The 17,604-nt window shown below is 65.7% G+C and carries 17 protein-coding genes; 8 read left to right on the top strand and 9 right to left on the bottom strand.

The window, feature by feature from the left end; genetic code table 11:
* Positions 1-14: 14 nt before the first annotated feature.
* The 6 genes from GFD21_RS10230 to GFD21_RS10205 form a co-directional block, all read right to left on the bottom strand.
* Positions 15-458 carry a helix-turn-helix domain-containing protein gene (locus tag GFD21_RS10230; protein WP_163197872.1) on the bottom strand — a complete coding sequence of 148 codons (444 nt, stop codon included), beginning with the start codon at positions 456-458 and terminating at the stop codon, positions 15-17.
* Positions 455-718 carry a hypothetical protein gene (locus GFD21_RS10225; protein ID WP_163197871.1) on the bottom strand — a complete coding sequence of 88 codons (264 nt, stop codon included), beginning with the start codon at positions 716-718 and terminating at the stop codon, positions 455-457. Before GFD21_RS10225 ends, GFD21_RS10230 begins: the two co-directional genes overlap by 4 nt.
* Positions 719-1,013: 295 nt before the next feature.
* Positions 1,014-1,535 (bottom strand): hypothetical protein, encoded by a 522-nt coding sequence (locus GFD21_RS10220; protein WP_163197870.1) that lies wholly within the window; start codon positions 1,533-1,535, stop codon positions 1,014-1,016.
* Positions 1,532-2,146 carry a type I-E CRISPR-associated protein Cse2/CasB gene (gene casB, locus GFD21_RS10215; RefSeq protein WP_163197869.1) on the bottom strand — a complete coding sequence of 205 codons (615 nt, stop codon included), beginning with the start codon at positions 2,144-2,146 and terminating at the stop codon, positions 1,532-1,534. The genes GFD21_RS10220 and casB overlap by 4 nt, the downstream gene beginning before the upstream one ends.
* The gene (locus GFD21_RS10210; RefSeq protein ID WP_163197868.1) at positions 2,146-2,451 is read right to left on the bottom strand and encodes a hypothetical protein; all 306 of its coding nucleotides are present in this window, start codon (positions 2,449-2,451) and stop codon (positions 2,146-2,148) included. The genes casB and GFD21_RS10210 overlap by 1 nt, the downstream gene beginning before the upstream one ends.
* 2 nt (positions 2,452-2,453) lie before the next feature.
* Positions 2,454-2,867, bottom strand: a complete 414-nt coding sequence (locus GFD21_RS10205; protein WP_163197867.1) for a hypothetical protein — start codon at positions 2,865-2,867, stop codon at positions 2,454-2,456.
* 386 nt (positions 2,868-3,253) lie between these two features.
* Here GFD21_RS10205 and metE point away from each other — a divergent pair, with 386 nt between their 5' ends.
* Together metE and metF are read left to right on the top strand one after the other, a co-directional pair.
* Complete coding sequence (gene metE, locus GFD21_RS10200; RefSeq protein WP_163197866.1) at positions 3,254-5,560, top strand: 5-methyltetrahydropteroyltriglutamate--homocysteine S-methyltransferase; 2,307 nt, start codon at positions 3,254-3,256, stop codon at positions 5,558-5,560.
* 80 nt (positions 5,561-5,640) lie between these two features.
* Positions 5,641-6,495 (top strand): methylenetetrahydrofolate reductase [NAD(P)H], encoded by an 855-nt coding sequence (gene metF / locus GFD21_RS10195; protein ID WP_163197865.1) that lies wholly within the window; start codon positions 5,641-5,643, stop codon positions 6,493-6,495.
* 89 nt (positions 6,496-6,584) lie between these two features.
* Here metF and GFD21_RS10190 read toward each other — a convergent pair whose 3' ends face one another.
* The 3 genes from GFD21_RS10190 to GFD21_RS10180 all read right to left on the bottom strand — a co-directional run bounded on the left by GFD21_RS10190 (position 6,585) and on the right by GFD21_RS10180 (position 9,172).
* A complete protein-coding gene (locus tag GFD21_RS10190) occupies positions 6,585-6,944 on the bottom strand; it encodes a hypothetical protein (RefSeq protein WP_163197864.1) in 360 nt (119 codons plus the stop codon).
* Positions 6,945-7,060: 116 nt separating this feature from the next.
* Complete coding sequence (locus GFD21_RS10185; RefSeq protein WP_163197863.1) at positions 7,061-7,924, bottom strand: ATP-binding cassette domain-containing protein; 864 nt, start codon at positions 7,922-7,924, stop codon at positions 7,061-7,063.
* 69 nt (positions 7,925-7,993) lie between these two features.
* The gene (locus GFD21_RS10180) at positions 7,994-9,172 is read right to left on the bottom strand and encodes an ROK family transcriptional regulator (protein WP_163197862.1); all 1,179 of its coding nucleotides are present in this window, start codon (positions 9,170-9,172) and stop codon (positions 7,994-7,996) included.
* Between the two features lie 258 nt (positions 9,173-9,430).
* Between GFD21_RS10180 and GFD21_RS10175 the strand changes: the two genes are divergently transcribed.
* The 6 genes from GFD21_RS10175 to GFD21_RS11295 all read left to right on the top strand — a co-directional run bounded on the left by GFD21_RS10175 (position 9,431) and on the right by GFD21_RS11295 (position 17,377).
* Entirely contained in the window at positions 9,431-10,585 is a 1,155-nt protein-coding gene (locus GFD21_RS10175; RefSeq protein WP_163197861.1) for a substrate-binding domain-containing protein, read from the top strand.
* A 114-nt stretch (positions 10,586-10,699) separates the two neighbouring features.
* Positions 10,700-12,247: a sugar ABC transporter ATP-binding protein gene (locus tag GFD21_RS10170; RefSeq protein ID WP_163197860.1), complete on the top strand. Its 1,548-nt coding sequence runs from the start codon at positions 10,700-10,702 to the stop codon at positions 12,245-12,247.
* Entirely contained in the window at positions 12,247-13,464 is a 1,218-nt protein-coding gene (gene mmsB / locus GFD21_RS10165) for a multiple monosaccharide ABC transporter permease (RefSeq protein WP_163197859.1), read from the top strand. Before GFD21_RS10170 ends, mmsB begins: the two co-directional genes overlap by 1 nt.
* Positions 13,465-13,559: 95 nt before the next feature.
* A complete protein-coding gene (locus GFD21_RS10160; RefSeq protein WP_225431799.1) occupies positions 13,560-13,829 on the top strand; it encodes a hypothetical protein in 270 nt (89 codons plus the stop codon).
* A gap of 55 nt (positions 13,830-13,884) precedes the next feature.
* The gene (locus GFD21_RS10155) at positions 13,885-16,986 is read left to right on the top strand and encodes a bifunctional [glutamine synthetase] adenylyltransferase/[glutamine synthetase]-adenylyl-L-tyrosine phosphorylase (RefSeq protein WP_163197858.1); all 3,102 of its coding nucleotides are present in this window, start codon (positions 13,885-13,887) and stop codon (positions 16,984-16,986) included.
* A gap of 259 nt (positions 16,987-17,245) precedes the next feature.
* Positions 17,246-17,377, top strand: coding sequence for an SGNH/GDSL hydrolase family protein (locus tag GFD21_RS11295; protein ID WP_263862671.1), 132 nt, complete (start codon positions 17,246-17,248; stop codon positions 17,375-17,377).
* Positions 17,378-17,604 lie beyond the last annotated feature (227 nt).

The raw sequence follows: 17,604 nt of genomic DNA, 5'->3' as shown, positions 1-17,604 counted from the left end.
TCGCCGTACCCGGGTCAGTCCTGCGCAAGGAGGGTGCAGACGATGCCGTACTCCTCGCGCATTTCGTCCATCGCGACCGTGGCCGCGAGATTCCAGAGGGCGTGCGGCCAGCCGGTCATGTCGGGCCAATCCGTCCAGAACTCCCCGTCGGTCGCGTATCCATTCACGCGGACGAACGGGTCGTCTCGCACGGCGGACGAGTGCTCGATGATTCCCTCGATGCGCTCGCACATCTCATCGGCCTTGACGTCGATGGCGTCGAACAGGGCGAGCACCGTGTCGTCGTCGGCCCACTCGGGCAGGCCGCGCGCGCCCTCCCAGCTCGCTATCGTCGCCTGCTTGATGGGTGCGCGCGGCGAACCGTCGGGTTGGGAGGACACGAGCGCGAGGCACCGACCCAGCTCTTCCTGGGAGAGTCCCAGGCGCTTGCGTCTCGTCATGAATTCGAGAGGGGTCATTCGTCCTGTCCTTCCCCGCGGAGTTCGCGGATGTAGGCTTCGATCTGCTCCTCGACGGCCCTCTTCGCGCCGCGGATGTACCCGGCCGACCAGCCGATCACGACGATGGAACCGTCGGGATCGCTCGCCACCGTGGCGACGGGCTGTCCGTACCAATCGCCGAATCCGAAGGTCTTGTAGTAGGCGTCCCTCCCGGCGAACCGGAAGGCGGGGGTATCGCCATTGCCGTCGAGGCGGGCGTTGATGGTCCTGGTGGTCATGGTCGTTCCTTTCGAGGAGCCGGGCATGGCTTCTGCCTTCCCGCTGATGTAATAATTATATTACATCAGGTCGTGTGACACGCCGGGATTTTGTTTTTCGCCGTTGCGCCATCATCGACCGCCATAAGACCATCTAGTGGGAACCCCGCCGTCGCTTAATGCGGCCGTGGGGGCGGGGCGGTTTGACGAGTCGGGCGGGGTATCATGCGTCATAGGGCCCACCATTGTGGGGATGACCCGGTGGACGGGTGCGATTCTGTGGTGTTCCCCTTCACGGAGGGGTTTCAGTCTGGGCCTATTCCTTGTGGCGGGTCAGCGTGATGCCGGTCTCGGGGGATTCGATCCGGTCGAGGTCGCCGGCTTGGGCGCGCAGCACGAGGCGTTTCACCTGGTCGCGGAAGTCCTTCTGCCCGTCGGTCATCCTCTTATCGTCATCCCAGTCGCGGGCGATCCCGTCCTCGTCATCCCAGTCGGCGAGCTCGTCGAATCGGGTGATGAGCATGTCCTGCAGCGCTTCCAGGAGCCGGGCTTCAGGCACGCCCGACACCGGCGCGGCGTCCTCGGCTTGGATGTCCCATTCCGGGGAGTCCTTCAGGGTGTCCGTCTCGGCTTTCTTCACGATCTTCCACAGGGTCGTGCGGGACAAGCCGGTCGCCAGCGCGACGTCCAGCCGGTCGGCGCCGGCGTGGATCGCGTCGACCGCGAGCCTGTCGCGCTCCTCGACGAGCTCGCGCATCCGCTTGTCGGTCTCGAGGCGTTCCTTCCAGTTGTCGAGCAGCTTGCCGAGGATCGGCGCGTAGGCGTCCCTGGTCATCATCGGTCTCCTTTCCGCGAGGGGTCATGGGCCGCGTACTCGTCACCCCATCGGGTGAGCGTGCGGCGTCGGGGTTCCGGGTCCTCGTCGTGCAGGCGGGCGAGATCCACGGCGAGCGTGGGATAGTCGAAGCCCATGCCGTCCGCCTTGAGCATGAGCGTGCAGTCGCGCAGGCGACGGAACCCCTCCTCCGTGTCGCCGCCCATGTAGGCGTGCTCCACGCAGCGCAGGCGTTCCAGGGCGATGCGGTGCCGCACCGTGGGCAGCAGCGCCATGGCCCCGGCCAATCCCAGACGGCCCCGGTGCCCGGCCATCGAGTATCCCATGATCCGGTCGCGGCACACGGCGCTTGCGGCGTGCTCCGCGAGCAGGCTCAGCATCTCGCGCATGGCCGCTTCGTACGTGCCGGCCGGCGGCGCGGGGGACTGGGCGGGCTGGTCGATTTCCACGAGGGCGCACACCGCCTTGAGCGATTCCATGTCATCGGGGTCGCGGGCGAGCCGCGCCAGGTGCGCCGCGTCCTCCCGCACCTGGCGGTCGACGTCCCATCTGGCGCACAGGCGTGACACACGCCTGCGCGCCAGATTCCTGTATGCCCTGTCGTGATCGTCCATCACAGCCCCCTCAACCGCTCGTCGACGTACAGGAGGCCGGCATCAATCCGGTCGGGGTAGCGGCCGTACCTGGCGGCCGCGTCCACCCAGGCCTGCGCCTCCCCTTGGCTCATCCCCTCCCCGCCCCGGCGGCCCCGGAAGCACAGGATCGCGTCGGGCGCCGGATCGCGGTGGTCCGCGTACCACGCGCCGTGGGGCATGGAGTGCAGGCGACGCCCGTCCGCATCGTAGTAGACGCGGAACTCCGGGCTGGTGCCGTTGACGTCGCGGGCGATGCGACGCGCCGCCGTGGTGATCGTGGCCATGGTCACGCCTCCTTGACGGTCTGGGTGGCCGCCGCACCCGGACGACGGCGACGGCGACGGCGGGCGAACATCTGGCGGCGACGCTCGCACGCCTCATCCGAATCCAGGCCGGCCGGTTCGGGCTCAGGCTCCGCCTCGCGCTCGCGCTTGGCATCGGCGAGCGTCGCGAGCCGAATCTCCTCCTCCTCGCGGGGGGTGATGATTTCGGTGCCGTCGGCGGCGAAGTGGCCCTTGCACCAGTCGATGACCTTGCCGGCGTCGGTGCATGCCTCGAGACGGTCGGCCTTGAACCGGTCGACGCGGGCATGGAAGGTGTCGGACCCGGCGCTGTTGCGGCGCAGGAGCGCGACCGTGGTCTCGCGCAGGTCGGCGGCGTAGGCGATCTGCTTCGGGGTGCCCGTGATAATCTGTTCCATGGTGAACCTCCAGTGTTCATCCGTTCCCCCGCGGGTGGCAGCCCGGCGGGGGACTTTGTTTTTGATGTTGATACCATGTTAACCTAGTGAACATGATGATGCAAGCGTGGACACGTGTGGGCGTGTCGCAGGAGGCCGCCCGCGCAAAAGACAAAGGAGCCCGGAGCGGGCGCTATACTGGACGCAAAAGGAAATAGAGTGCACATAGGGTGTAATCTCGTGTCGACTCACCTAGGAGTCAAGCGCGAGTAGGGCACCGAAGAACGGCGCTATAAGGCCGATTTATGACGACACCTCAGTGTCGCTGATGACTTTGTTCAAGGATGTGTTTGATAGTCTGGGCGGGTTGAAAGCCGTTTCGTCTATGACAGCAGTATGGAGGATTCATGACTGCACTCACGTCCGTGTCCGGATTCCCGCGCATCGGTCAGAACCGAGAGCTCAAGAAGATCATCGAGGCCTACTGGAAGGGCAACGCCACTCTCGACGAGGTGCACGCCACCGCCAAGGAGCTGCGCGCCAAGCACTGGAAGCTGCAGGCGGCGGCCGGCGTCGACCTCATCCCGAGCAACGACTTCAGCTACTTCGACCAGTTGCTCGACACCGCGATCCTGCTCAACGTGATCCCGCAGCGCTACCAGCGTCTCGGCTTCACCGAGCCGGAGGAGACCCTGTTCGCCATGTCCCGCGGCTACCAGGGCGACAAGGGCGACGTGACCGCCCTGCCGATGAAGAAGTGGTTCACCACCAACTACCACTACATCGTGCCGGAGATCGAGCCGTCCACCGAGATCAGGCTCAACGGCACCAAGCCGTTCGACGAGTACCTCGAGGCCAGGGAGCTCGGCATCGAGACCAAGCCGGTGCTCATCGGCCCGTACACCTTCCTCAAGCTCGCCCGCGACGACGACGCCCAGGAACTCGCCTTCGACAAGGGCCTTGTGAACGCCGTGGCCGCCGTCTACGCCGAGGTGCTCGCCAAGTTCAACGAGCTCGGCGCCAAGTGGGTGCAGATCGACGAGCCGTTCCTCGTGCTCGACAAGCAGCCGGGCGACGTGGAGCTGTTCAAGAGCCTCTACGCGAAGATCCTGCCCGCACGCGACGGCAAGGTCAAGGTGCTGCTCAACACCTACTTCGGCCACATCGCCGACGTGTACGAGACCGTCAACCTGCTCGGCTTCGACGGCATCGGCCTCGACCTCAACGAAGGCAAGGACGAGAACCTCGCCGCCGTCTCCAAGCACGGCGTCGCCGAAGGCACCACGATCTTCGCCGGCGTGGTCAACGGCCGCAACATCTGGCGCAACGACTACGCCGTCAGCCTCGGCCTCGTCGACGCCCTCAAGCAGGTCACGCCGAACGTTGCCGTCTCCACCGCCAGCTCCCTGCTGCACGTGCCGTTCAGCACCGAAGGCGAGACCGCCCTCGACCCGGCCGTCCTCAAGCACTTCGCGTTCGCCGTCGAGAAGCTCGGCGAGCTCAAGGAGATCGCCGAGCTCGCCGACGCCGACGACGAGGCCCGCAAGGCCGATCCGGCGCTCGCTGCCAACCAGGAGCTGTTCGACGGCACCCGCGTGGCCGCCGACCCGAAGGTCGCCGAACGCATCGCCGCCCTCACCGAGGCCGACTACACGCGCCAGCCGGCCCGCGCCGAGCGTCAGAAGCTGCAGCGCGAGGCCCTCGGCCTGCCGCTGCTGCCTACCACCACGATCGGCTCCTTCCCGCAGACGCGCGAGATCCGCGCCGAGCGTGCGAAGTTCCGCAAGGGCGAGATCACCAAGGAGGCGTACGACCAGTTCATCAAGGACCAGATCGACACCTGCATCAAGCACCAGGAGGAGATCGGCCTCGACGTGCTCGTCCACGGCGAGTTCGAGCGCAACGACATGGTCGAGTACTTCGGCCAGAACCTCAACGGCTTCCTGTTCACCAAGAACGCGTGGGTCCAGTCCTACGGCACCCGTTGCGTCAAGCCCCCGATCGTGTGGGGCGACGTCTCCCGCGCCAAGCCGATCACCGTCGCATGGTCCGCGTACGCGCAGAGCCGTACGGACCACGTCATGAAGGGCATGCTCACCGGCCCGGTCACCATCCTCAACTGGTCCTGGCCGCGCGAGGACATCACCCACGAGCAGCAGACCCAGCAGCTGGCCCTCGCCATCCGCGACGAGGTCCTCGACCTGGAGGCCGCTGGCATCAAGGTCATCCAGATCGACGAGGCCGCGCTGCGCGAGAAGCTGCCGCTCAGGAAGACCGACTGGCACGCCAAGTACCTCGACTGGGCCGTGCCCGCGTTCCGTCTCGTGCACTCCGGCGTCAAGCCGACCACGCAGATCCACACGCACATGTGCTACTCCGAGTTCAACGACATCATCCGCGACATCGACGCGATGGACGCCGACGTGATCTCCTTCGAGGCCTCCCGCGGCGACCTCGTCGTCCTCGACGCCATCCACGAGGCCAACTTCGAGACCGAGGCCGGCCCGGGCGTCTACGACATCCACTCCCCGCGCATCCCCTCCGAGGAGGAGATCGAGGAGCGCATCGGCGAGATCCTCAAGAAGATGGACGTCGAGAAGGTCTGGATCAACCCGGACTGCGGTCTGAAGACCCGCGGTAACGCGGAGACCTGGCCGAGCCTCGAGCATCTCGTCGCCGCCGCCAAGGCCGTGCGCGCACGGCTCGCCAAGTGATCGCGTCCCGCGGAACGCGATGAGTGAGTGAGGCTCCCTCCCAAAGAGGGAGCCTCCTTTATCGAGGAAGGTTTGCAATCATGCATCAGCCGATGTTCTCGCTGGAAGTGTTCCCGCCCAAGCGGGACGCGCCCGTCGGCACGATCTACGACACGCTCGACGGCCTGCAGGGCATGCACCCGGACTTCATCTCGGTGACCTACGGCCACGGCACCCACGCCGACCGCACCGCCACCGCGCGCATTGCCAACACGATCCGCAAGGAATACCGCATCCCCACGGTCGCCCATCTGACCGCCCTCTACTCCGACGAGGCGAAGGTCGACGAGGCGTTGGAGATGTTCGAACACGCGGGCGTCGACGCCGTGCTCGCCCTGCGCGGCGACTACATCGAGGGCGAGACCCCTGTCGGCGTCTTCGAGCGCGCCATCGACCTCGTGCGCTACATCCGCGCCCGCAAGCCGGCTCTCAAGGTGTTCGGCGCCTGCTACCCGGAGGGGCACTACCAGGCCACGTCGCTGGACGAGGACATCGAACACCTCAAGGAGAAGGTGGACGCCGGCGCCACGCACCTCATCTCCCAGCTGTTCTACGACAACGAGGACTTCTACCGGTTCCTCGACAAGGCGCGCGCCGCCGGCATCGACGTGCCGATCGAGGCTGGCATCATGCCTATCAACGGCGCGAAGTCGCTGCGTTCCATGGCCGCGAAGAACAACACGGTCGTGCCGCCCGCCGTCGAGGCACTGCTCGACCGCTGGGGCGACGACGTGCCCACGCTGCGCGAGGCCGGCATCAACTACGCGTCCGCGCAGATCACCGATCTCGTCGCGCACGGCGTCGACGGCGTGCACCTGTACACGATGAACCGTCCCGCCACCACGCGCCGCATCTGGCGCAACGTGCGTCCCCTGTTCGCCAAGACCGGGGAGTGAAACCGGGGGGCGAACGAATCAGCGGATGACAAGGAGGGGGGCTTCCACGGCCGTATGACCGCGGAAGCCCCCCTCCTCATGTCCGGGGACTACCTGCGTCCCTGCTTCGACTTGGACTTGCCCGACTTGGATTTCACACGCTTCGCCGGCCGTTCCGGCTTGGGCTTCAGCCACGGCCAACGCTCGAGCGCCCGGCGGTGCAGCGGAGGGATTTTGCCGATGGCCACACCCGCGAGCATCGCGAAGATCGCCGCCCACGAGGCGAGATCCTGCTTGGTGAAGATCAGGACGATCACCAGACCCACGCCGATCAGGCCGAGCGTCTGCGAGGCCCGGTTCTGTTCATCGGTGATCCTGTCGGTCCTCAGGGGGATGAGACCGAAGAACGTGCCGATCGCCACACCCACGACGCAGACGACGACGGTGACGGCGATTTCAAGACTGCTCATGGCGTGTGCCTCCTGGCTGCGGTGATGATGTTGCGGGTACCGCGTCTCAGTGTAGCCCATGCGGGGCGTATGGACGCGGGGGAGCGGGGCGACCCGGGCGTGCGGGGCATGGGTCCTCAGTACCCGTCGCCCTCCAATGCGGCGCTCATCGTGCGGTCGATGAGCTTGTTCTGCTGCACCATCCGCTCGTATTTCGGGTCTTCGGCGATCTCTTCGTATTCGTGTTCCGTGGCGACTCCCGCGATTTCGGCGATGATCTCCTCATAGGAGGTCTCCACCGTGCGGTGCACGCCGGTGATGCGCCCCTGCCGGACCACGACGATGCGGTCGGCGACGGCGAACACGTCCGGCAGGTCATGGCACACCATCACGATGGACCGTCCCTCCGAACGCAGCCGTTTGATATAGGAGAGCACCTCGGCCGTCTGCATGACGGACAGGGACGAGGTGGGCTCGTCGAGCAGGATGAGCTTCGGATCGTTGAGCAGCGTACGCGCGATGGCGACGGTCTGCCGCTGGCCCACGGACAGGGACGAAATCGGCGAGCCGACGCGGATCGCGGAGCTCAGCGTCTTGAGCACCTGCCGTGCACGCGAGTTCATCACGTCGTCGTCGCGCACCCCGCCCGTGTTGACCTCCTTGCCGAGGAACAGGTTCGAGGCCACGTCGAGGTTGTCGCAGAACTCCTGGCCCTGGAACACGGATGCGATGCCCAGCCGGTCCGCGGCGCGGATCGAGGGGATCGCCACCTCCTCGCCGTCAAGGTAGATGTGCCCGAAGCCCGGTTGCAGGAAGCCCGCGATGACCTTGACCAGCGTTGACTTGCCGGCGCCGTTGTCGCCGACGAGGGCGACGACCTCCTGCCGGCCGATGCGCAGGCTCACGGATTTGAGCGCCTCCACGAACCCGAATCTGACGCAGACGTCACGCAGCTCCAGAAGCGGAGGCGCCTTCGTCCCGCGCACGGCGGCATTGACCATGACCCACGTCCCTTTCCTCCGCGACCATCGTCCGTGATGGTCGGATCGCATAGTTGACAATGGTAGCGTTCACTGGGAGACAGGCGAAATCGGCGCGCTCCGGACCGACCGTTCGATGGCGAGCAGAGCCCCGCCCAGCGCCGAATTGTCCTGCGGGTTCGGTGATGTGCGCACTTCGATCGGCGCGACCGCGTCCGGGAACAGCATGCGTTGCAGCGCCTCCCTGAACGGCTGCGAGAACACCTCCCCGCTCATCGCGAGTCTGCCGCCCAGCACGATGAGCTCCGGGTCCACGCTGATGCACAGGTCCGCCGCGACCTGCCCGATGCGCAGTGCCGCGTCCCCGATGATGCGTCTGCATCCGGGGTCGCCGGCGTTGGCCTGGTCCACCAGGTCGTCCAGCGTCATGTTGCCGTGGGTCACGCTGAGCAGCTGCACGAGCCGGTTCTCCGCGACAAGGGTGTTGAGGCATCCGCGATTGCCGCAGGTGCAGATGGATCCGAGCGGGTCGACCTGGATGTGCCCGATCTCCCCGGCGAGACCCGTCACGCCGTGCAGCACCTCGCCGCCGATCATGATACCGGCGCCCACGCCGTCGTCGACCTGGATGTACACGAGGCTGCGTTTGCCGACGGCGGCGCCCATGCGCGACTCGGCGAACGCGGCGAGGTTCGCATCGTTGTCGATGTAGACGGGCGTGTTGAACGCGGCCCCGAGGGGGGCGGCGACGTCCACGCCCTCCCATCCGGGCAGGATGCCGGGGATGGCGATCATATGGTCGTGGCTGGCCACCGGCGCCGCCAACGCCACGCCGATGCCGACGATTTCGTTCGCGTCGGCGCCGGCGTTGCCGAGCGCCTCGTTGACGAGCACCATGGCGCGTTCCAACGTGACGTCGGCCTTGTGCCCGTAGGGGAGCGGCAGCATGTGCTCGGCGATGATTGACTTCGAAAAGTCAACGATAGTAAGCGTCAGTTGCCTTGGCGCCACCCATATCCCGACGCCGAGGCCCTGGTGCCGGGCCAATTTGACCAAAGTGGCGCGTCTGCCGTTGCGTGTGGTGCCCGCGGTCTCCAGCCGTCCCTCGTCGACGAGCTGGTGGACGAGGGTGGAGACCGTCGCGGTGGACAGTCCGGTGACCTCGGCGAGTTCCACCTGCGTCATGGCGCCGAACTTGTGGATGCTGGCCAGCAAGTTGGCGCGGTTCGCCTCGCGTAGCGAGGTTTGCGATCCGAAAAGCCTTGCCATACGCGCCAAGTGTAGCCTGACGGGTCGCTTTGCGGCAGGGGTGGTCCAAACGTCCGCAGCGTGTCGCATGCCAGGGCCATGAAAGCCGTGTGATCACACCATTGAATTAGAGAAATAAACACAAAAATGGAGATTAACGAATATTTGAATTTGACAACCTAACTCAAGCGAGTATGCTGTGAGCAGAGCCTGGGCCTACGTCCGGGTTCCGGCGGACAAGGACCGTCCGCCGTATCCCTCGATGATGAAGGAGAGCACATGAAGTTCACGAAGAAGATCGTCGCGGCCATGGCGGGCGTCGCGATGATGGCCGGCCTCGCGGCCTGCGGCGGAAGCCGCACCGGACAGGCGACCGGCGGCGAGAAGATCGAAAAGGGCGCCACGATCGGCATCTCCATGCCGACCAAATCCGAGGAACGCTGGAACAAGGACGGCAACAACCTCAAGGCCAAGCTGGAGAAGGCCGGATACAAGGTCATCCTGTCGTTCGCCGACGACAAGCCGGCCCAGCAGAACGCCGACATCGAGAACATGGTCAACAACGACGCCAAGATCGTCGTCGTGGCGTCCAAGGACGGCACCGCCGTCGGACCCGCCGTCGAGAAGGCGCGCGACGCCGGCGCCAAGGTCATCGCCTACGACCGTCTTATCATGAACACCGACGCCGTCGACTACTACGCCACCTTCCAGCTGGAGCAGGTGGGCGTGCTCGAGGCCAACTACCTGATCGACAAGCTCGGCCTCGAGGACGGCGCCAAGGGGCCGTACAACATCGAGCTGTTCACCGGATCCCCGGACGACAACAACGCCAAGTACTTCTTCAAGGGCGCGTGGGACCTGCTCCAGCCCTACTTCGAGAAGGGTGTGCTCGTCTCCCCGTCCCAGCACGGCCAGGGCGGCGTGACCAAGGACTTCACCGTCGAGGACTGGCAGAAGATCTCCGTCATGAGCTGGAAGACCGAGCAGGCGCAGAAGGACATGGAATCCATCCTCGACTCCACCTACGCGCACGGCGAGAAGCTCGACGCGGTCCTCACCCCGTACGACGGCATCGCCCAGGGCGTCATCAACGCCATCGAATCCAAGCGGCCCGACATGAAGCCGGGCACCGACACCTGGCCGTACATCACCGGACAGGACGCGATGGAGATCGCCGTCGCCAACATCTCCAACGACAAGCAGGGCGAGACCGTCTTCAAGGACGTGAACAAACTGGCCGACGCCGTGTACGACATGATCGTCGAGATCGCCGAGAACAAGGAGGTCTCCGGCATCAACGGCAAGTTCAACAACAACAACATCGACGTGCCGTCCAAGCTGCTCGACCCGCAGAACATCACCAAGGACAACCTGTCCGACCTGGTGAAGGCCAACTACATCACCCAGGAACGCTTCGACGAGCTGACCAAGTGACCGGTCGCCGGTGCCGGACCACGGCATCGGCCGGCGACCCGAGGCATGCGGCGCCCGCCGCTCGCGACGAGCGCCGCATGCCCATGAAACCAGTACTGTGAACGGAGTGATGACATGTCAGACACCATTTTGACGATGGAGGACATCACGAAGACGTTCGGACCGGTCAAAGCCCTCACCAACGTGAACCTCTCGGTCGACCGAGGGGAGATCCACGCCATCTGCGGCGAGAACGGCGCGGGCAAATCGACCCTGATGAACGTGCTTTCGGGAGTCTACCCATACGGCAGCTATTCCGGCAAGATCACCTTTGACGGCAAGGAATGCAAATACCATACGATCAACGATTCCGAGGCGGACGGTATCGTGATCATCCACCAGGAACTCGCCCTGAGCCCCTTCCTGTCCATCGCCGAGAACATCTTCATCGGCAACGAGCGGGCCAGAGGAGGCGTGATCGACTGGGACAGGACCCGCGCCGAGGCCAGGAGGCTGCTCGACCGCGTGGGCCTTCCCGAGGATCCGGACACCAAGATCATGGACATCGGCGTCGGCAAGCAGCAGCTCGTCGAGATCGCCAAGGCCCTGTCCAAGGACGTGAAGCTGCTCATCCTCGACGAGCCGACCGCGGCCCTGAACGACGAGGACTCCGCGCACCTGCTCGACCTGGTGCGCCAGCTGCGCGACGAACAGGGCGTGACGAGCATCATCATCACGCACAAGCTCAACGAGGTCGCCGCCATCGCCGACAACGTCACCATCATCCGCGACGGCTCCACCGTCGGTGTGATGTACGTGACGCCGGAGACTCCCCTCGACCAGGACGAGCTGATACGCAAGATGGTGGGCCGTCCGCTGCACAACCTCTACCCGAACCATCCGTCCAACGAGCCCGGGCCCGAATACCTGCGCGTCGAGGACTGGACCGTGCACCATCCGCTCGACCCGGAGCGTGTCATCGTCGACCACGCGAACATCAAGGTGCACGCCGGCGAGATCGTCGGACTGGCGGGCCTCATGGGCGCTGGGCGCACCGAACTGGCCATGTCCGTGTTCGGGCATTCCTACGGCTCGAACATCTCCGGCAGGGTGTTCGTCAAAGGCAAGGAGGTCAGGCTGCCGAACGTGCAGGCGGCCATCGACGCCGGCCTCGCGTACGCCACCGAGGACCGCAAGGGCAACGGCCTGAACCTGTTGCAGAACATCCGCGAGAACGCTTCGCTCGCCGCACTCACCAAGATGAGCAGGCTCGGCGTGATGGACGACAACGTCGAACGCAAGTCCGTCGAACGCTACCGCAGGGACTTCAACATCAAATGCCACGACATCGACGTGAACGTCGCCACCCTCTCCGGCGGCAACCAGCAGAAGGTGCTGCTCGCCAAATGGGTCATCTCGCAGCCGGACATCCTCATCCTCGACGAGCCGACGCGAGGCATCGACGTCGGCGCGAAGTACGAGATCTACGAGATCATCGACAAGCTCGCCGACGCGGGCAAGGCCGTGATCGTGATCTCATCCGAGCTGCCGGAGCTCATCGGCATCTGCGACCGCATCTACACGGTCTCCTACGGCGTCGTCACCGATGACGTCGACAAGAACGGATTCACCCAGGAATACCTCATGAAGGGCATGACCAAGGAAAGGGAGGTGGCAGCCTGATGAGCGCCGCAACCGCAACACCCGCGAAGAAAGAAGAGAAGGCCGGGCTGCTCGCGACCGTCGCGAACAACGCGCGCCAGTACGGCATCGTCGGCGCGCTGCTCGTCATCGTCGTCGCCTTCGAGATCCTCACCGGAGGCGTGCTGCTCAAGCCGAACTCCTTCGTGTCGCTGATCCAGCAGAACGCGTACGTGATCATCCTCGCCATCGGCATGGTGATGGTCATCATCGCCACGCACATCGACCTGTCGGTCGGCTCGCTCGTCGCATTCATCGGCGGCGTATGCGCCCTGCTCATGGAACGCGCCGGCGTCAACTGGATGACGGCCATCCTCGTCGCGCTCGTCGTCGGCCTGCTCGTCGGCATCTGGCAGGGCTTCTGGGTCGCCGTCGTCGGCATCCCGGGCTTCATCACCACGCTGGCCGGCATGCTCATCTTCCGCGGCCTCGCCACCGTCATCGTCGGCGAATCCGTGCCGATCACCTCGCTCGAATTCCGTGGCATCGCCCGCAACTACCTGCCGAACGTCCTCGGCTGGTGGGGGCCTTTCGACGGCCTGACCATCGTCCTGGGCCTCCTGTGCATCGCGGGCTTCGCCTACAGCCAGATCCGCAAGCGCAGGCGCGTCGAGAAGGTCGGTCTCGTGCCCGAGCCGATGAGCCTGACCGTCCTCAAGATCGTCCTCGCCACCGTCGTCATCCTGTTCGTCACCTACCTGCTCGCCTCCTCCGGCAACGCCGACCAGGGCGGCACCCCGATCATGCTCGTGATCGTCGGCGTGCTGGTGTTCATCTACAACTTCATCCTCACGAAGACGGTCTTCGGCCGCCACGTGTACGCCGTCGGCGGCAACCGCAAGGCCGCCGTCCTCTCCGGCATCAACACGCGCCGCGTCGATTTCCTTCTCTTCGTCCACATGGGCTTCCTGTCCGCGGTGGCCGCCGTCTGCATGCTCTCCCGCCTCGCCTCCGCCACCGCGCAGGCCGGCATGGAGTTCGAGATGGACGCCATCGCCGCCTGCTTCATCGGAGGCACGGCCGTCACCGGCGGCATCGGCACCATCCCCGGCGCCGTGGTCGGCGCGTTCGTGATGGGCGTCATCAACCAGGGCCTGTCCATCATGGGCGTCGACACCGCGGTCGTCAAGACCATCAAGGGCCTCGTGCTCCTGCTGGCTGTCGCCGTGGACATCATGTCCAAGAGGAAGAAGAGCTGACCGCACCCGCTCCTTGCGGCCGGACGGGGCCTGCGCCCCAGCGACGCGGACCCCGTCCCCGCCGTCGGCGCGCGTTCGTCGGGATGCGCGCCGACATGATTTCGAACGACGTCGGCCACGCCGACGGGAAGGGAACCGACATGAACCTCGGCAAACGCTCCTCCGCGCGCCTGTACGCCCTCACCTGCCTCGCCTGCGTGGCATGGCTCATCCAATCGCTCGTCCAGGCGAGCGACGACGGTTCGCTCGCGAACTGGGCCACCATCGTGTTCTCGCTGTGCCTGCTCGTCGTAATCGGGTGGACCGGATACTGCGCCGTCACCGGATGGAACGCCAAAGGCGACGCGGACGACGCAGACCGCTGACCGCCGCGGCGGCCGCGGCCGGACCTATGCCCGCGCCGGTGTACATTAGCTAGGTATGAACGCAAACGACGCATTCCGGCCGACCGCCATGGACCTCATCCGCGCGGGACTGCAGAACCTCGACGACGCACGCGGCATGTTCGAACGCCTCAAGGCGGACGGCGTCCCGGACGCACGGCTGCGCTCCATCCTCAAGGCCCTGGCCAAGGCATGCGACCCGGATGCGGCGCTCGCCAACCTCGTCGGCATCACCAATGCGGTGCAGAGCCAGGGACGCGACTTCGAGGAGATGGTCCCCGACGAGGCGGCATTCGAGCGGCTCGTCACCGTGCTCGGCGTCTCCGACGCGCTCGGCAAGCTCATGCGCTTCCGTCCCGAACTGGTCGAGGCCGCATCCAAGGACGGCTGCAACAGCCACTTGTACAACAAGGCGCAACGACGCGCCCATGTGCTCAAGGCGGTCGGCGCCGACCCGGACGACACCGCCATGCCCGCCGCCACGCTGCCGCTTGCCGAGGCGACCACCGCATTGCGCGGCACCTACCGGCGCCAGCTCGCCGCCATCATGGCTCAGGACGCCACCGCCGCCGACCCATGCGAGATCCAGCCCGTCATCAGCCGCGGTCTGTCCGACCTCGCCGATGCGGCGCTCGAAGGGGCGCTCGCCATCGCTCGCCACGAGGTGCCGGGAAGCGAACACGTGCGCTTCGTCATCATCGGCATGGGCAAACTCGGCGCGCAGGAACTCAACTACGTGTCCGATGTGGACCTCATCTACGCCGTCGAGCCGGCGGACAAGGGGATCGGACGCCAGGAGCTCATACGCACCGGCACGAAGATGGCCACCACGCTGCAGCGCGTATGCCAGTCCGTGATCATGGGCGTCGCCGAACCGACGCTGTGGCAGATCGACGGCGGACTGCGCCCCGAAGGCAAGGACGGTCCGTTGGTGCGCACCATCGAATCGCATCGCGGATACTACGAGCAGTGGGCCGAGAACTGGGAATTCCAGGCGCTGCTCAAGGCGCGCCCCGTCGCCGGCGACCCGGATCTGGGACGCGACTACATGGACATGACCCGGCCGTTCGTCTGGTCCGCCTCCAAGCGCGACAATTTCGTCTACGACTGCCAGAAGATGCGCAAGCGCGTCGAGGACCTCATCCCCGCACCGCTCAAGGACCGGGAGATCAAACTCGGCAAGGGCGGGCTGCGTGATGTGGAGTTCACCGTGCAGATGCTCCAGCTCGTGCACGGCCGTTCCGACGAAACGTTGCGTACGCGATCCACGCTCGAATCGCTGGCGCGTCTCGCCGAAGGCGGCTATGTCTCGCGCAAGCAGGCCGCGAGGCTGTCCGCCGACTACCGGTTCGAACGGGTGCTCGAACACCGTCAGCAGATGTGGGCGCTCAAGCGCACCCACCTGTTCCCCGACATGGGCGCCGCGAACCTGGGCGGGCTCGAACGCAAACGCGACATCGACGTGGACGCGCTGAACCAGAACCAGGAGCTGCGCCGCGTGGCGCGCGCCTTCCGCATACACCCCGAGGAACTCGTCGAACGGTACGACGAGACCCGCCGTGAGGTGCGCCACCTGCATCTCGACATCTACTACCGTCCGATGCTGCCCGTCTCCGCCCAGCTCGAGGACGATCAGATCGACCTGAGCCAGCACGCCGCGCGCGAGCGTTTCAGCTCCATCGGATTCGGCGACCCGGACGCCGCCATGCGCCACGTCGTGGCGCTGACCGCCGGCGTCGGACGCGCCGCCAAGATCAACCGCATCATCCTGCCCGCCGTGCTCGAATGGCTCGGCCAAGGGCAGAACCCGGACATGGGCCTGCTGAACTGGCGCAAACTCGAGGAGCATTTCGGCACCGAAAGCGAATACCTCGGGTTCCTGCGCGACTCCACCTCCGCCGCGCAGCGCCTGTGCCACGTGCTGTCCAATTCGCGTTTCCTCGGCGACGCGCTCAACAAGTCCGTCGAATCGGTCACCTGGCTCGGCGACGACGACCGGCTCAAGGCGCGCACGCGCGACAGCCTCGACGTGCAATGCCGTTCCTCGCTGGAACGCAATGCGGGCGACATCAACGATTTCGCCACATCGATGCGCGCGATGCGCCGCCACGAGATCGAACGCATCGGCCTGGCGTGGATGAGCGGCGTGATGGACGACGCCGCGTCGCTGGAGGGCATGACCGACGTGTACGACGCGATCATCGACGCGGCGCTCGCCTGGTCCGTGAACCACCGCGTACGCGAACTCGGGGGAGGGGACGCGCCCGCCTCGCTCGCCGTCATCGGCATGGGCCGTTACGGCGGCCGCGAGGTGAACTTCAGCTCCGACGCCGACGCGATCCTCATCTACCGTCCCGCCGACGGCGCCGACGAGGACACGGCGAACCGTTTCGCACGCAAGGTGGTCGAGGACCTACGTGCCATCCTCCAGGGGCCGACCACGCTGGAACCGAAGATCGAACTCGACCTGGACCTGCGTCCGGAAGGCAAGAACGGGCCGCTCGTGCGCTCCTACGCCTCCTGCGAGGAGTACTACCGCTCCTGGTCGAGCACGTGGGAACGTCAGGCGCTGCTGCGTGCACGTCACGCGGCCGGAGACAAGGATCTCGCACGCGACTTCCTCGCCAACCTCGCCGACCCGCTGCGCTATCCGCACACGGACCTGACCGACGCCGAGATCGGCGACATCCGCAAGCTCAAGGCGCGTATGGAGGCGGAACGGCTGCCGCGCAACGTGCGTCGCGACCGGCATCTCAAACTCGGCAAGGGAGGCCTGTCCGACGTGGAATGGACCGTGCAGCTCATGCAGCTGCGCCATGCCGGCGACATCAAGGAACTGCGCGTCGGAGGCACCCTCGAGGCGCTCGATGTGTTGGAACGCCGCAAGCTCGTCGACGCGGGCGATGCGATGACCCTGCGTCACGCGTGGACGATGTGCACGGCGGCCCGCAACGGCAACTACCTGTGGTCCGGCCGCGTCAACCAGGCCGACATCCTGCCCGACGACATGTACTCGCTCGGCGGCATCGCCGTCTACCTCGGCTATGACGCGAACCGCGGCCAGCATTTCGAGAACGATCTGCTCGCCGTGATGCGCAAGGCCAGGGAAGTCACCGACCGTCTGTTCTACGGACGCTGAACCGTCCGGGTCCGCTGGGCTATACCGGGCGATGGATGAGGATTCGTCGTCCGGTCCTCTGCAATCGGGGGGGGGGGACGGTATCCATCGAGGAAGTAGAGAGACATGGAGAACCTCCGCCGGACGCGCACCGCGTCATCACGACGCATCGATGACGACACGGATCCGATGACACGGGCCGGAAGACGCGCGGCGGTCCGCAACGGCGCGCATATCAACGCCATCGACGGGTTGCGTGCGCTCGCCATCATCGGCATACATGGACTGGTGTGGGCTGAGCGAAGGCCATGACGAATACTTCGTCGATGACGGCACCCACCTGACACAGGGGGCCGGATTGGGCGACGAGGCGTATTCCCGCATGATTGTCATCGCATTGTGCGGACAGTGATGATCATGTCGTGATCGTGTGGTCGCGAAGCCCGGTGTCGTGCGTTTTGGTTGATCCAGGATGTGCGGTGCCGGGTTTCGTCGTATTCGTGTGTTGCCGGTGAGGGGTGGGGTCGCCGGTTGTGGGTGTGGTTTGTGTTCATGTTCGTCGCTGTATTGTCTCGGGGCATGGTTGACGCATGTCTCGGGGCATGGTTGACGGTGTCTCCTGGGGCATGGTTTACATGT

It is taken from the genome of Bifidobacterium platyrrhinorum, assembly GCF_010667645.1.
GTDB lineage: Bacteria > Actinomycetota > Actinomycetes > Actinomycetales > Bifidobacteriaceae > Bifidobacterium > Bifidobacterium platyrrhinorum.
Note: the sequence above shows the minus strand (reverse complement) of the source record. Positions and strands in the feature narration are given on the sequence as shown.

Coding starts and splice junctions, on each gene's coding strand:
- GFD21_RS10210 (WP_163197868.1), bottom strand. CDS start 2,451: ATGGCCACGATCACCACGGCGGCGCGTCGCATCGCCCGCGACGTCAAC.
- GFD21_RS10185 (WP_163197863.1), bottom strand. CDS start 7,924: ATGGTCAATGCCGCCGTGCGCGGGACGAAGGCGCCTCCGCTTCTGGAG.
- casB (WP_163197869.1), bottom strand. CDS start 2,146: ATGGACGATCACGACAGGGCATACAGGAATCTGGCGCGCAGGCGTGTG.
- metF (WP_163197865.1), top strand. CDS start 5,641: ATGCATCAGCCGATGTTCTCGCTGGAAGTGTTCCCGCCCAAGCGGGAC.
- metE (WP_163197866.1), top strand. CDS start 3,254: ATGACTGCACTCACGTCCGTGTCCGGATTCCCGCGCATCGGTCAGAAC.
- GFD21_RS10170 (WP_163197860.1), top strand. CDS start 10,700: ATGTCAGACACCATTTTGACGATGGAGGACATCACGAAGACGTTCGGA.
- mmsB (WP_163197859.1), top strand. CDS start 12,247: ATGAGCGCCGCAACCGCAACACCCGCGAAGAAAGAAGAGAAGGCCGGG.
- GFD21_RS10155 (WP_163197858.1), top strand. CDS start 13,885: ATGAACGCAAACGACGCATTCCGGCCGACCGCCATGGACCTCATCCGC.
- GFD21_RS10175 (WP_163197861.1), top strand. CDS start 9,431: ATGAAGTTCACGAAGAAGATCGTCGCGGCCATGGCGGGCGTCGCGATG.
- GFD21_RS10160 (WP_225431799.1), top strand. CDS start 13,560: ATGATTTCGAACGACGTCGGCCACGCCGACGGGAAGGGAACCGACATG.
- GFD21_RS10230 (WP_163197872.1), bottom strand. CDS start 458: ATGACCCCTCTCGAATTCATGACGAGACGCAAGCGCCTGGGACTCTCC.
- GFD21_RS10225 (WP_163197871.1), bottom strand. CDS start 718: ATGACCACCAGGACCATCAACGCCCGCCTCGACGGCAATGGCGATACC.
- GFD21_RS10220 (WP_163197870.1), bottom strand. CDS start 1,535: ATGATGACCAGGGACGCCTACGCGCCGATCCTCGGCAAGCTGCTCGAC.
- GFD21_RS10190 (WP_163197864.1), bottom strand. CDS start 6,944: ATGAGCAGTCTTGAAATCGCCGTCACCGTCGTCGTCTGCGTCGTGGGT.
- GFD21_RS10205 (WP_163197867.1), bottom strand. CDS start 2,867: ATGGAACAGATTATCACGGGCACCCCGAAGCAGATCGCCTACGCCGCC.
- GFD21_RS10180 (WP_163197862.1), bottom strand. CDS start 9,172: ATGGCAAGGCTTTTCGGATCGCAAACCTCGCTACGCGAGGCGAACCGC.
- GFD21_RS11295 (WP_263862671.1), top strand. CDS start 17,246: ATGGACTGGTGTGGGCTGAGCGAAGGCCATGACGAATACTTCGTCGAT.